The sequence below is a fragment of the Mesorhizobium sp. P2_E6 genome, assembly GCF_056403835.1.
The window spans coordinates 386,358-400,972 of the sequence record NZ_JBFUEQ010000005.1; the positions used below are offsets into that span (position 1 = coordinate 386,358).

Sequence of the window (14,615 nt, forward strand, 5' to 3'; positions counted from 1 at the left end):
GTTCTCGGGCTTATGACCTATATTCCGGCCATCTCGCTCTGGTTGCCGGCGTGTTCAAATAGGGGGCGACATGGCATCGGATACCGCAACCGACCTCAGGGTCGAGAGAAAACCAAAGCTGTCGGAGACCGTCGTCGCGGCGATCCGCAAGCAGCTGCAGGCGGGCGAGGTCCTGCCAGGCCACAAATTGCCGACCGAAGGCCAGTTGACCGAGACCTTCGGCGTCAGCCGCACCGTCATCCGCGAAGCCCTGGCCAAGCTTGCCGCCGACGGCCTGGTCGAGCCGCGACAGGGTGCCGGCGTCTTCGTCACCGAGCACATCTCGACGATGTTCGGCGCGCTGGCCGCCGACATGGGCAGCAAGGATTCGATCGCGCTCAACGTGCTCGAAGTGCGGCTGGCGATCGAAATCGAATCGGCCGGGCTTGCCGCCATCCGCCGCAACGCCGCGCAGGAGGCGGCGATCCAGGAAGCCTTCTTCGAGTTCGAACGGCTGCTGCTCGCCAGCGAGCCGACCGGGCCGGCCGACCTCGCCTTCCACCGGGCGATCGCCAGCGCCACCAACAATCCCTTCTATGTCGAGATGCTCGACGTGCTCGGCCGGCGCGCCATTCCGTGTGACGTGACCTCGCCCTGGTCGACCGAGCTGGTGCAATCCGACACATATCAGCGCGGGCTGCAGCGCGAGCATCTGGTGATCCTCAATGCGATCACATCAGGCGATGCCGAAGCCGCGCGCGAGGCGATGCGCGCGCACCTCAGCGCCAGCCAACAGCGCTACCGCGAGCGGCTGCATGCAAGGCAGGTTTTCTATGCCAGTTCGGTCAAGGGCGCTGCCGGCGAATGACCCATCTCAAGTCAGGACTGCAATGAGCCAGAGCCATACCGACTACACATCGCGCTTCGCCATCGATCCTATTGCCGCCGCGGCGATGGGAACCGACGAACTGCGGCACAATTTCCACATCGACGACCTGTTCCAGCCCGGCCGTATCAGCCTGACCTACACCCACTACGATCGCATGATCGTCGGCGGCGCCGTGCCGACTGAGGCACCGCTTCAGCTGGAGGCGATCAAGCCGACCGGGACCAAGGATTTTCTCGACCGCCGCGAGCTGATCGCCGTCAACATCGGCGGCGCCGGTGTCGTCACGGCCGGCGGCCAACCTTATGAATTGCAGGCGCGCGACATGCTCTATCTCGGCATGGGCAGCAAGGATGTGTCGTTCGCCTCGGCGGATAAAACCGCGCCGGCTAAATTCTACCTGCTCAGCGCGTCGGCGCATCAGGCCTGGCCGAGCCGGCTGATCCGCATCGGTGACGCCAAGCGTCTCGACCTCGGCAGCAAGGATAGCTGCAACGAGCGCTCGATCTTCCAGTTCATCCATGCCGAGGGTGCAAGAACCTGCCAGCTGGTGGTCGGCATGACCCAGCTGGCGCCGGGCTCGGTGTGGAACACAATGCCCTGCCATGTGCATGACCGGCGCATGGAAGCCTATCTCTATTTTGACCTGGCCGAGACGGCGCGTGTTTTCCACTTCATGGGTGAGCCGGACGAGACCCGTCATATCGTCATGGGCAACGAGGAGGCGGTGCTGTCGCCGGGCTGGTCGATCCACTCTGGCGCCGGCACTTCGAACTACGCCTTCATCTGGGCGATGGCCGGCGACAATGTCGACTATACCGATGTTGACCCGGTGGCATTGGACGACTTGCGATGAGCGACCTTTCCGCCTTCAGCCTGGCCGGCAAACGCATTCTCGTCACCGGCGCCAACACCGGTATCGGTCAAGGCATAGCCGTCTCGATCGCGCGTGCCGGCGGCGCGGTGATCGGCGTCGGCCGCTCCTCTATGGACGATACGGCAAGCAAGGTTGCCTCAGCCGGTGGGCAATTCGAGGCGGTAAGCGCCGACCTTGCCGACACGGCAGCCGCCGGCCCGATGCTGGACCGGATCTGGGACGAAAGCGGCCCGCTCGACGGGCTGGTCAACAATGCCGGTATCATCCGGCGCGCCGATGCCGTCGATTTGAGCGAAACCGACTGGGACGACGTCATGGACGTCAATTTGAAGACGGCCTTCCTGCTCTGCCAATCCTTCGCCAGACTCGCGCTTGCTGGCGAGCGGCAAGGCAAGATCGTCAACATCGCCTCGGTGCTGAGCTTCCAGGGCGGCATCCGCGTCGCGTCCTACACCGCCTCGAAACATGGCGTGCTCGGTATCACCCGGCTGCTCGCTTGCGAATGGGCGGCAAAAGGCATCAACGTCAACGCCATCGCGCCCGGCTATATCGAGACAAACAACACGCAGGCGCTGCGTGCCGATCCCGACCGCAGTGCCGCCATCCTGGCGCGTATCCCTGCCGGGCGCTGGGGCGAAGCGGAAGACATTGGCGACGCCGCCGTCTTCCTGCTGGCGCCGGCGTCGAACTACATGCATGGCGCGGTGGTGCCGGTGGATGGCGGCTGGCTGGCGCGATGAGGAGATGACGATGGCTGACCCGAAGATTTTCGCGCATGCCGGCGAGGGCGTCTGGACGGCGACGCCGGATGGCAACAGGCGGCGCGTCCTGCTGCACACCGATGAACTGATGATGGTCGAATTCGGTTTCGACGAGGGCGGCGTCGGTGCCCTGCATTCGCACCCGCATGTCCAGGCAAGCTATGTCGCGGAGGGTCGCTTCGAGGTGACCATCGGCGGCCGGACCGAAATCATCGCGGCCGGCGGCAGCTTCATCGTGCCGTCCAATCTGGTGCACGGCGTCAAGGCACTGGAGGCGGGGCGGCTGGTCGACAGTTTCACGCCGCATCGCGCCGATTTTCTCGCCTAGTCCACGATTTGCTTAGCCAAGGCTGCGAGATCGAGCGCGGGGAATGACCCGCGCCCCAAAGAGGCGCGGGTTGTTGCCTGGGCGCTTGTGGCGCCGCGGTACTCTAGACATGACCGCAGGATGTGGAGCCTGCCGTATCATCGTGAACATAGGCTTAACGCGCCTACAACCGATGGCTGTTCCAGAGCGGTTTCATCGTTTCACGGAAACGGAGAACCGCTCTATCTCTTTGTTTTGACGCAATTCCCTCAGGGAAAGCGCTACGCGCTTTTCCCGGGAAAATCGTTTGACAACTTTTTTGGAATTGCTCGAGGTCAGGTGATGTGCCGGAGCAGGCTGAAAATCCGCTCGAACGTCTTGCCATAGGGCGGGCGCAGCAAGCCTCCCGCGCTCAGCCTCGACTGCAGGAAAATCGGCTTCTGCTTGCTGAAGGTGCGGAAACCCCATTCGCCGTGATAGGCGCCCATGCCGCTGGCGCCGACGCCGCCGAAGGGCTGGTTCTCCTGCACCAGATGCAGCATGCAGTCGTTGATGGTGACGCCGCCGGCGACCGTCTCGTGCAGGATGCGTTGACGGTTGCGGCTGTCACGCCCGAACCAATAGAGCGCCAGCGGCCGGTCCGCGCGGTTCACATGGTCGATCGCCTCGTCGACGGTGGCGTATTCGACGATCGGCAGCACCGGCCCGAAAATCTCCTCGCGCATCAGCCGCAGATTCGGGCCGGCATTGCGAACCAAGGTCGGCAGCAACTTCCGGCTGGCGGCCCCGAACGCCTCGCCCGCCGGGTTGATTTCGATGACATCGGCGCCGGTATCGCGGGCTTCGGTGATCATGTCGCGCAGGCGCCGGTAATGCCGCTCGCTGATGATGGCGGTATAATCGGGGTTGTCACGCAAGGTCGGGTAGAGCCGCGCTATCGCCGTCGCGAGCTTCGCGGCGACGGTGCCTGCCTGCCCTTGCGGCACCAGCAGATAGTCCGGCGCGATACAGGTCTGCCCGGCATTCAACAGCTTGCCATAGGCGATGCTGGCTGCCGCCGCATCGAGGTCGCAGGACGGATCGAAGATTGCCGGCGATTTGCCGCCGAGTTCGAGCGTGACCGGGGTCAGGTTGGCGGCGGCGGCGATCGCAACCTGGCGGCCGACCGCGGTCGAACCGGTGAACAGCAGATGATCGAAAGGCATCGACACGAAGGCCTTGCCCATCTCCGCATCGCCGGTGGTGACGCTGAGCTCGTCGGGTGCGAAATGCTCGCCGGCCAGTTGCGCCAGCAACTCCGAAAAAGCCGGCGTCAGTTCGGACGGCTTGACGAGCACGCGATTGCCGGCGGCAAGTGCGGCGGTCATCGGCGCGACGGCGAGCTGGAAGGGATAATTCCAGGGCGAGACGATCCCGACGACACCGAGCGGCTGCGCGACGAGGCGATTTCTGCCGGGCAGGAACGGCATGGTGGTGGCAACGCGACGTTCTCGCATCCAGCCCTTCAGGTGAGACAGCGTGTGGCGGATGCCGGCGCGCACGACAAACAGTTCCGCCAGGCGCGTCTCATGCGCGGAGCGGCCGCCAAAGTCGGCGTCGATCGCCGCGCAGATCTCAGCCTCATGCCTCTCGGTCAGCGCCAACAGGCGTTTCAGGCGGTCCTTGCGGACGCCAATGTCCGGGAAAGGCTGCGCCTCGAAGGCGGTACGCTGCAGCTGAAACCGCTCGCCGAGAGCATCTTGTCTGGTCTGCAGCATAGAGCGCCCTCCCTGGCCTTGGTCGGGACAAGCTTACATCGCAGCGGGTGAGGGAATCCAGCGGAGTGCAGGTGTCGCAAGGGAAGGGACAGCCTCTGTCTCCAACATGGGTCCCATCGCCGCCATGGTGCAGCCCGGCGATGTCAACGAACCGAGGTTCCCGCAAAGGGCCGTTGTGGTTGGATGACGGCTGCGCTACTCCAAGGCGTCACGCGGAGAGTCGTTTTGATCGGTTTCCACATCCTCTCCAATCCACCAAAAATCGTTTCCGGCCCGGTGTCCGACTGATGCAGGCACAGGCAGCGAGCGTTCGGGCCGAGGACCCCAAGCGGCGCGTCCTGAAGGACGTGTTCGGCTTCGACGATTTTCGCCCCGGCCAGGCCGATGTCATGGACGCGCTGCTGGCCGGGCGTCATGTGTTGGCCGTCATGCCGACGGGTGCGGGCAAGTCGCTTTGCTACCAGGTGCCGGCGCTGGTTCTGGGCGGGTTGACCATCGTCGTTTCGCCGCTGGTGGCGTTGATGCAGGATCAGGTCGCCGCCTTGCGCCTTGCCGGCGTTGCCGCCGATACGATCAATTCCTCGATCGACCGCGAGGCCAATGTCGCCGCCTGGCGTCGCGTCGCGGCGGGCCAGACTCGGCTGCTCTATCTCGCGCCGGAGCGGCTGATGACCGAGCGGATGCTCGATGCGCTGGCCAGGCTCGACGTCAGCCTGATCGCCGTCGACGAGGCGCATTGCATCTCGCAATGGGGGCCGGCGTTCCGGCGCGAATATGAAGATCTGTCGCGGCTGCGCGGCATCTTCCCCAACGTGCCGATCATCGCTCTGACGGCGACGGCGGACGAGGGCACGCGCACCGACATCGAGGCGCGGCTGTTCGCCGAGCGGGTCGAGACCCTGGTGCTGGGCTTCGACCGGCCGAACATCAAGCTTGGCATCGCGGCCAAGCAGGACAGCAAGCGCCAGTTGCTGAGCTTCGTCGAGCGCCATCCCGGCCGCAGCGGCATCGTCTATTGCCTGTCGCGCAAGAAGACGGAAGAGATGGCGGCCTTCCTCGAGAAGAACGGCGTCACCGCGCTCGCCTACCATGCCGGCATGAGCAAGGACGCGCGCGACGCCAACCAGAACAGCTTCATGACCCTGTCCGGTGTCGTCATGGTGGCGACCATCGCCTTCGGCATGGGCATCGACAAGCCTGATGTCGCCTATGTCTTCCACACCGATCTGCCGGGCAGCCTGGAGGCCTATTATCAGGAAATCGGCCGCGCCGGTCGCGACGGGCGACCAGCCGAGGCGCATATGCTGTTCGGCCTTGGCGATATCCGCATGCGGCGGATGTTCATCGACGACGAGGATGCGCCGCCCGAGCACAAGAGGCGCTCGCATGGCCGGCTCGACACGCTTATCGGCTATTGCGAGACGGCGCACTGCCGCCGCCAGGTGCTGCTCGGCTATTTTGGCGAGGAAGCGCCGCCTTGCGGCAATTGCGACACCTGCCTCGACCAGGCGCCACGCGCCGATGGCGTAGCGGAGGCGCGGATCATCCTGTCAGCTGTCGCGCAGAGCGGAGAACGCTTCGGTGCGGGCCATGTCATCGATATCCTGCTCGGCCATGAAACCGAGAAGGTGCTGGCCAGGAACCACCAGAGGCTCTCAAGCTTCGGCAGCGGACTGGAGCACAAGAAGGATTTCTGGCTGTCGCTGATACGGCAGCTCGTCGCGGGTGGTTTCCTGATACCGGATCCCAGCGGCCATGGCGGCCTCGCCATCGTCGAAAAAGGCCATGCGCTTGGCCGTGGCGAAATGCCGTTCCACTACCGCGTCGAAGTGCGCAGCCCCGCCTTGCGCGGCAAGATGCGGTCCGCCCAGGCCGCGGACATGGAAGGCGTGGATGCTTCGCTGCTGGCCGCGCTGAAGACGCTGCGGCTGCGCCTCGCCAAGGAGCGCCAGGTGCCGGCCTATGTGGTGTTTTCCGATCGCACGCTGATCGACATGGCCGAGCGCCGGCCAACCGATCTCGACGCCTTCGCCGAAGTGAATGGCGTCGGGGCGGCGAAGCTCAAGGAATTCGGCCAGGTTTTTCTTGCCGTAATCGCGGGCCACCAGTCGGGTGGCTGAGGGCTGAGGGCGACACGCGTCGGCAGCAGCGCATCTCATTGTCGCACTCTTCGTGCATCCGACGGGAACAAGCGCACTGCCATTTTTCCGGCGGCGAAACCGATCCGCAAGCCGGCCATTTTCGTGGCCACCTTACAAATCCGTAATGTCGCGGGGCAGCGCCGATAAGCTAAAGATTCCAACAATGAGGCACGGAGAATGCGAAGGGTGAGCATTTGAATGGGGCAATGTCGCCATCGCCGCCGCGGGTTCATCGCAAACGGCAGACCTCCGGCTTTCGACGCGGACTGAACCGATGCGTCCATACGATCAAGTGGGCGGCGCTTCGTTGGATATTCCGCCGCGACATCGCCGCCATCCAGTCCAAACTCGGTGCCGAACCCTTCGCGGCGATCCTCGAGAAGTATCCAGACATTCCCCTGAAGCCCGTCCGATGCTACCTGACGACCTCGCTGAGGCGCGGACATCGCCGGGTCGCCGTCGTCGGTCATTACGTCGCGGCGGCGCAACTCTTCACCGACGCCGCCCTGATCAGGAGCCACACTGGCGGCCAACAGTTGCTGGATCTCTCGACCACGGCGGGCAACGTCACGGTTGAACTGACCGGCCAGGACAAGTTGTACAGGGAGGCTGAATGTCGCCTGCTCCTGCGCCTGGCCGGGCGACCAATCACCGAGATGGGCCTTGCGATTGTGGATAGACCGCTCCTGCGGCTCAGCGGGCAGGGACACGTGCTTTGGATCGGTGCGCTCAAGTCCGCATCGGTTGGAGTGCAAGGTCTTGATGATGCGCGCACGCTGACGAAGGCCATGGAAGGACTGCGACCCAAAACACTGTTGCTGCTGGTGGCCCAGGCGCTCGCACGCTCCCTCGACATTTCGGGTCTTGTTGCCGCGTCGAACGCGGGCCATGTCTTTGCAAACGACTTTGCCCTGCGCCACCGCATTTCCGCAGACTACGACAGCTTCTGGGCCGAATCCGGGGGCAGCCGGGTCCACCTGACGATGTTCGGCTGAATACAAACCGAACAAGCGGGCACAGCTACGCAGGCGCCAGCATCTCGAGCTGGAGATCGCCCGCCGCGTGGGCGAGGCGATCAAGCCATTGCGCCGCACCTGACAACTTTGCAGACCTTGCGAATTCGTACGCCGGCACCTGTCGGAAGCCGTGCCCTGGTCATCAGGCCATTCTAAGCGCGAAGGTCTGTTGTGATGCCTGCCCGATACAAAAGCACCGTCACGGTGGCGTCAACCGGTTACACAGGGCAGGAAATATCTCCGACCTTCTGGGAGGAGCGGCGTTTCAGCGTACCCAGAGGCTGCGTGGGCGTGTCGTCGGTTGGCTGTAGCGCGGCGACTGGAACGCTCCACGCCTCGCAAGCGGAATAGCGAAATCTTGTGAAGGCAAGGTCAAGCTGCGTTCTCCGTTCTGTATCGGCGACGGTCGGAGACTGGGAGAGATGGATACCATGCACGGGAGGCGTCTGGAAGTCGGCAGGGCATGGATGCGGGGCGGCCCGCGTGCAGGCGCCTGGCTGAGCAGTGAAATGACCACGCAGCGCCATCTCGCGGCGATCCTGGCTTGCGACGTGGTCGGCTATTCGCGGCTGACGGAGCGCGACGAGCGCGGCACGCTCGAGCGGCTGAAGATCTACCGTAAGGACCTCCTCGAACCGCTGGTCTCCGAGCACCAGGGTCGGATCGTCAAGCTCACCGGCGACGGCATGCTGTGCGAGTTCGCGAGCGTCGTTAACGCGGTGACCTCGGCGATGGCGATCCAGCAGGCCTTGGCAGAACACGAGGCGGAGGCGCCCGAGGAAGAGCGGATACGCTTGCGCATCGGCATCAATCTCGGCGACGTGGTCTGCGAGGAGGACGGCGACCTCTACGGGGACGGTGTCAACATCGCCGCTCGCCTCGAAAGCGTCGCCGATCCCGGCACCGTGGTCGTCTCGGGCACCGCCTACGACCACCTTGAGGGCAAGCTCGACTGCGGCTTCACGCCGCTCGGCGAGCTGCGCCTCAAGAACATCGAGCGGCCTGTGCGCGCCTACCGCGTCGAGACAGACGCCAGCGTCTCGGTGGCTGCACCGCCTGCCCTGCCCGAGAAACCCTCGATCGCGGTTCTGCCTTTCACCAACATGAGCGGCGACCCCGACCAGGAGTACTTCGCCGACGGGCTGGTGGAGGACATCATCACGGGATTGAGCCGGGTGAACTCCTTCTTCGTGATCGCCCGCAACTCGTCCTTCACCTACAAGGGCCGGGCGGTGGACCTGCGCCAGGTCGGGCGCGAACTGGGCGTCCGCTACGTGCTCGAAGGCAGCATCCGCAGAGCAGGATCGCGGGTGCGCATCAGCGGGCAGTTGGTGGACGCTATCAGCGGACACCATGTCTGGGCCGACCGCTTCGAGGGCGACTTGAGCGACATCTTCGACCTTCAGGACAAGGTGACCGAGAGCGTCGTCGGCGCTGTCGAGCCGAGCATCCGGCTGCAGGAGATCAAGCAGGCGCGCATGAAGCCGACCGACTACATCAGCGCCTACGACCTCTACCTACGCGGGCTGCCGCGCTTCTACAGCATGACGCGCGAAGGCTTTGCCGACGTGCGCCGGCTCATCAACGAGGCGCTCAGCATCGACCCTGGCTTCAACTTGGCAAAGGGACTCGGCGCCTATATCCGCAGCCTGTCCGTGAGCCAGTGCTGGCACGAGCCCGATGATGTCCGAGTCGCCGTGCGCATGGCGCGCGAGGTCCTGGCGGAAGCGCGCGACGACCCCACGAGCCTGCGCTTCGCCGCGCAGGTGATCGCCTACAGCGCGAAGGACTACGAGATGGCGCTGGGCGCGATCGAACGATCCCTGCTGCTCAACCCCAATTCGGCGCAGGGCCATACCGGCAGCGGCTGGGTGAACGCACATGCCAGCCGCCCGCTCGTCGCGATCGAGCACTTTCACAGGGCAATGCGGCTGAGCCCGGTCGACCCCGAGAAGGGCATCGCACTCTCCGGCATCGGAATGAGCTACCTGATGCTCGAGCGCTACGAGGAAGCGCTGGCATGGGGAGAACGCGCGCTGCACGAGATGCCGAACTACGGCTCCTCGCACCGGGTGGTGATCATGGCGCTGGTCAAACTCAACCGGCTGGACGAGGCACAGGCAGCGGCGCGGCGGCTGATGGAGGCGTTTCCGACCTTCACGCTCACCCTGCAGAGACAGATCAACCCGTGGCTGGACAAGGTGTTCGCCGAGCGCTACGTCGAGGCCTTGGGCATCTCCGGTGTGCCGGAGTGATCGTCGCGCCCGCTTGTCCGCGGGATGAGCGCGTAGAGCAGCCCTGAACAGCCGGCGAACTCTCTGTTGGGTTCGCGTCGAACTTCCGTGCGGCACCGCCATTTGGCGGGAGCCTAGGAAGTGAAGGCTTTTCAGATGGTTAGAGGGCCTATTGTAAAACTGGCGGAGAGGGAGGGAGAAGAACCCGAAAATCCTCTCGTAAACGCTTTCAAAGACTTAGGCGAGATCACAGACCTGGAACCTCACGAAAATGTACCAGAAGTCTGTACCAGAGCCAGTGGAATGTGCGCTGATGGAATTATTTGCCATCAGAATTTTCCACCAATTTTCAGCCGATAAGACGGCCTAAGTCGCCGCCGGTTGCGATATTGGCTCGAAATTCTGAAAATCACTCAGCCGACGGACCCTACAAAGTGTGATCAACTTGCGGTAGCGTTAGGGCGTCAGAGTCGTGCACAATTATTGATCGGGGGGGGTGTTTGAGAGAACCTGAATTCAAGGCTTGGATGGAGGCTGAAGGCTATTCGAAAGCCACAGTCACTACACAAATGACCGACGTGCGCCGCCTTGATCAGGCATATGGCAATCTAGATGATCTCCCCGATGGTCAGACGCTTACGAGCATTCGCGAATCCCTTGCCTATTCAAAGGCCGACGAGCGCGCCGGAACGCCCAACCCTTGCAAGTTTGAAATCGATGGCAATTTGTATGCCAATCTTGCGCACTATCGTGCTGCTCTGAACTTCTACCAGCGGTTTCTGAATGCCCAATCGACGCTGCTCGCCGGCCCCATATTTGGCCTCACTCAGCTGGATATTATTGATGCCATCGGTCGCTGCGACTCCGCAGGCTCTGTGGAGGCGTTTATCGCCAGACACGAGGGACTAGGACTTCCATCTAAATACTGGCTACTGCATCGCGGAAAGCGCTATCCGAGCAAAGCGATCGTCCGCGACGCCTTGAGCTACAACAAGAGTGACGCGAAGCCCGGCGGTGGCGAGTGCAAGGCGGCGCTGGATGCGTTGGGATTCGTCGTTATCGATTGGCCGGAGTTCCAGTCCCTGCAGCAGACCTTTCTAACCCGGATGGTCGACTTCGAAGACTTCCGACGACAGGATGGTGACTACTGGAGGCTAGAGCGCGGTTACAAAAACCAGGCGATCGAAAAGGTACGAAGGATCGCGGAATCTTCAGCCGACGATCCCACAGCCGGTGAGCAAATCTATAGGGCACTTAGTGTTGAAACCAATGAGGGGTTGCCGCTGAGCTGGCGCACGCTGGCAGAAGTGCAGAGAGCAGACCCCAGCTTGGGCGAGAGGTTCTACAAGGTGGTTGCCATGCTTGCGCGTAGCAACGACGATCCGCTTACGACGATCGCAAGCGGTGCAAGAGCGCTGGAGCAGTTGAAGGCTGAGGGTATTAGCGTCCTGCGTCGGGGAGAGGTTCTGGCAATCGCGATCAGCGTAGTCGGCACGGTCCGCCCAGAAGCCGCTAGCTGGCTTAAGGTCAGCCGCATTGAAGCTATGGGCATGCGCTTGTTCGGCCGCAAGCTTTTCGCGCATTCGCTGTTCGACCCGACTGATCTCGATGAATTTCTTCAACTCATGCGAGAGCTATTTGCGCTGTTCGCCACAGAAATAGAATGGAATCCTGTCGACTTGTTCGACGTACAAGGTTTCGTCTGGGTCTCCCTCGAAGAAAAACCGGGCAAGGAAAAAGAGCAGAGCACAGAAACGGTTGTTACCATTGACAATGCCCCCCTCGTCTCAACTGGACCCTTCTGGTTTGTCGGCGCGGCCTACGGTGGTGTTGAAGATCAGGTGGGACGTTTTCTCGCCGATGGTATCTGGGACATCAGAAACCCTAGCGATCGTCAACGCGAGCAGGTGGGTCGGATGCAGCCCGGTGAGAGGATCGCGATCAAGGCGACCTATGTCCGAAAGCATGAACTACCTTTCGATAGCCGTGGCCGACCAGTTTCTGTCATGCAGATCAAGGCCATCGGTACGATCACAGCCAACCCGGGCGATGGAGAGCGGGTGAAGGTGGCTTGGGAGCCCGATTACACTCCACGGGAATGGTACCACTACACTTACCAGCCCACGATTTGGGAGGTCTATTCGAATAAGGAGATGGCAAGACGCCTGATCCGTTTTACCTTCGAAGATGAGCCCCAAGATCACGAATGGTTCCACCAAAATCTGTCGAGGTGGGGCGGTTCCTCTGAAGAGGCGGCACCGGCACCGGATCCGGTCAAACGATCTCCAATTAACCTGATCCTTTACGGCCCACCAGGCACTGGCAAAACCTATCGTACGATGGCTGACGCTGTGCGTTTATGTCGTGGGCTAGCAGACAACGATCCGCTGCTCACCGCTACGGAGCGGCGACAGGAACTGCGGCAAGCCTATGACGAACTGCGCGGGCAAGGGCAGATCGGCTTCGTTACCTTTCACCAGAACTACGCGTATGAGGACTTCGTTGAAGGGCTACGCCCCAAGCCGCTAGCCGATGGTGTTGGCTTCACACTAGTGGCCGAACCCGGGATCCTGCGTCGCATTGCGGAAGCTGCCGAGGCTAGCGCGGAGGAACATGTGCTGGTCATTGACGAAATCAATCGAGCCAATATTTCGAAAGTCTTCGGCGAGCTCATCACTTTGATTGAGCCGGACAAGCGACTCGGCATGGAGGAGGGGTTGCGGCTAACGCTTCCCTATAGCGGCGCCCGCTTTGGCATTCCCGCCAACCTTCACATCGTTGGAACCATGAATACGGCCGATCGATCTATTGCGCTGCTCGATACCGCGCTCCGTCGCCGGTTCGAATTCCGCGAGTTGATGCCGGACGCTTCCTTGCTCGGCATGGTCGATGGGATAGACCTCTTCTCGTTGCTGTCGCAAATCAACGAGCGGATCGAATACCTCTTCGACCGCGAGCATCAGATCGGCCATGCATACTTCATTCGCTGCCGAAGCCGTGCTGACATCGACAATGTCATGCGCCACAAGGTGATCCCGCTGCTTGGGGAATATTTCTACGACGACTGGGGGAAGATCGCCGCGGTACTCGGGGACGGGGATGACAGCGAAGGCGATAGAGAAGGAGGCTTCGTGGACCGCCGGCAGCTCAAGCGACCAGCAGGCATGGGCGGCGAGGACGACACAGCTCCTCGCTACCGTTGGAGGGTTCGCGACAGCTTCAAGTATGATCGGCTCGTGGGGGGATGATCCGGCGCACAATCCTCGAGTGGGAGAGACTGCCTTATGGCGACGGGCCAGGCGCCATCCCGGTCAGTGCTGCCGACCGGATCGCCGGAATAGCTGCCGTGTCTCCGCTCGCTGGACACGGCGGCGGCGGTGTCATTGAGCATGGGCGCAACGCCCTGCGTGCACGGGGCGTTGTCGGCGTAATAGCAGCTAACGGCTGCGCGCTCGAAATCCTGCCAAAGATTGATTTCGCTGGCCAACAGGGAGATCAAGCGAAAGGTAGTATCCGCCGCCGCCTCGTTCACATGCTGGCCGTCGCGCTCGATATAAAGATCGACGCAGGCCAGGTCACCGCGCTCGGCTGGCAGCGCGAGACTCTACTCGAAATCCTGATCCGCCTGTTCTCCGAAAAGCTGGTGGACGCAGTCCGCCAGGGAATGCCTCGGCTTTACGTCGAACAAGCGAACGATCTGTTTGTACTACGCGGTCGTCTCGATGTGATGCGGCAGTTTACAACGCTGGCAGCCGATCCATCACGGCTGGCGTGCCGCTACGATGCGTTGACGCCGGACATCGCACTCAATCGCATTATGAAAGCTGCCATTGGTCGGTTAGCGCGGGTCGCACAAACCGGCGACAACCAGCGTCGACTGCGCGAACTGAACCTCGCCTATGCGGATATTGCCGAAGTGCCAGTTGCGGAACTGCGATGGGGCCAGGTCCAACTCGACCGGACCAATGCGCGCTGGCGCGAACTCCTGAACCTCGCACGCCTGTTGCTGGGTGAGCGCTTCCAGACCACTTCAGCCGGTGGACAGGATGGCTTCTCGCTGCTGTTCGAGATGAACACGCTGTTCGAGGAGTATATCGCACGGATGCTGAAGCGCACTCTGGCCTACGATGATCTTCGTGTCGTGAGTCAGGGAGGGAGGCTCTACTGCCTCGAATCCGAGGATCGCCGCCGTCTCTTCCAGACGCGCCCAGATATCTTGTTGAAACGCGGCGACACTGTCGTTCAGGTTATCGACACTAAATGGAAGCGAATAGCCGCCCGAATCGACGACCCCAAGCAGGGCGTCTCGCAGGCCGACGTCTATCAGATGATGGCGTACGGGCGACTATATCAATGTGCCCACCTAACGTTGCTCTATCCGCATCATCTCGACTTACCTCCAGACGACGGGGTTCTGGCCACCAATGTGATCACCCGGAGTGATCATCGCCTCGAAACAGCTACCATCGATATTGGCCGTGCCCACGAAATTGGCCCGCGACTGAAGCGACTTGTCCACAAATCAGAGCCCGTCTTTGGGGAGTGATGACTCCTCTCTCTGGCCCGCACTCGCGCCTAGCCTCGCGGCTATGAAGGACCCATTGGCGTCGGCGATATGCTCTGTCCCGCCCCGCAGCGAGAGCGGTACGAAAGGTTT

The 14,615-nt window shown here is 62.3% G+C and carries 10 protein-coding genes; 9 read left to right on the forward strand and 1 reads right to left on the reverse strand.

Annotated features, from left to right (window positions below; all coding sequences use genetic code 11):
• Nucleotides 1-70: 70 nt before the first annotated feature.
• The 4 genes from AC1D08_RS15295 to AC1D08_RS15310 are packed head-to-tail and all read left to right on the forward strand — an operon-like array spanning nt 71 to nt 2,831.
• Entirely contained in the window at nt 71-847 is a 777-nt protein-coding gene (locus AC1D08_RS15295) for a FadR/GntR family transcriptional regulator (protein WP_457151838.1), read from the forward strand.
• A gap of 22 nt (nt 848-869) precedes the next feature.
• Complete coding sequence (gene kduI / locus AC1D08_RS15300) at nt 870-1,721, forward strand: 5-dehydro-4-deoxy-D-glucuronate isomerase (RefSeq protein ID WP_457151837.1); 852 nt, start codon at nt 870-872, stop codon at nt 1,719-1,721.
• On the forward strand, nt 1,718-2,482 hold the full coding sequence (kduD, locus tag AC1D08_RS15305) for a 2-dehydro-3-deoxy-D-gluconate 5-dehydrogenase KduD (RefSeq protein ID WP_457151836.1): 765 nt from the start codon (nt 1,718-1,720) through the stop codon (nt 2,480-2,482). The genes kduI and kduD overlap by 4 nt, the downstream gene beginning before the upstream one ends.
• A 10-nt stretch (nt 2,483-2,492) precedes the next feature.
• A complete protein-coding gene (locus AC1D08_RS15310; RefSeq protein WP_457151835.1) occupies nt 2,493-2,831 on the forward strand; it encodes a cupin domain-containing protein in 339 nt (112 codons plus the stop codon).
• Nucleotides 2,832-3,145: 314 nt separating this feature from the next.
• Here the strand turns inward: AC1D08_RS15310 and AC1D08_RS15315 are convergent, their stop codons facing one another.
• The gene (locus AC1D08_RS15315; RefSeq protein ID WP_457151834.1) at nt 3,146-4,567 is read right to left on the reverse strand and encodes a coniferyl aldehyde dehydrogenase; all 1,422 of its coding nucleotides are present in this window, start codon (nt 4,565-4,567) and stop codon (nt 3,146-3,148) included.
• A 287-nt stretch (nt 4,568-4,854) separates the two neighbouring features.
• On the opposite strand from AC1D08_RS15315, the gene recQ reads away from it, so the two are divergent.
• From recQ to AC1D08_RS15340, 5 genes are all read left to right on the forward strand, one after another.
• Nucleotides 4,855-6,687, forward strand: coding sequence for a DNA helicase RecQ (recQ, locus tag AC1D08_RS15320; protein WP_457151833.1), 1,833 nt, complete (start codon nt 4,855-4,857; stop codon nt 6,685-6,687).
• Nucleotides 6,688-6,914: 227 nt separating this feature from the next.
• Complete coding sequence (locus AC1D08_RS15325; protein WP_457151832.1) at nt 6,915-7,703, forward strand: DUF535 family protein; 789 nt, start codon at nt 6,915-6,917, stop codon at nt 7,701-7,703.
• 443 nt (nt 7,704-8,146) lie between these two features.
• Nucleotides 8,147-9,979: an adenylate/guanylate cyclase domain-containing protein gene (locus AC1D08_RS15330; protein ID WP_477423478.1), complete on the forward strand. Its 1,833-nt coding sequence runs from the start codon at nt 8,147-8,149 to the stop codon at nt 9,977-9,979.
• A gap of 479 nt (nt 9,980-10,458) precedes the next feature.
• A complete protein-coding gene (locus AC1D08_RS15335) occupies nt 10,459-13,206 on the forward strand; it encodes an McrB family protein (RefSeq protein ID WP_477423480.1) in 2,748 nt (915 codons plus the stop codon).
• Nucleotides 13,203-14,504, forward strand: a complete 1,302-nt coding sequence (locus AC1D08_RS15340) for an McrC family protein (protein ID WP_477423482.1) — start codon at nt 13,203-13,205, stop codon at nt 14,502-14,504. The genes AC1D08_RS15335 and AC1D08_RS15340 overlap by 4 nt, the downstream gene beginning before the upstream one ends.
• Nucleotides 14,505-14,615: the final 111 nt, after the last annotated feature.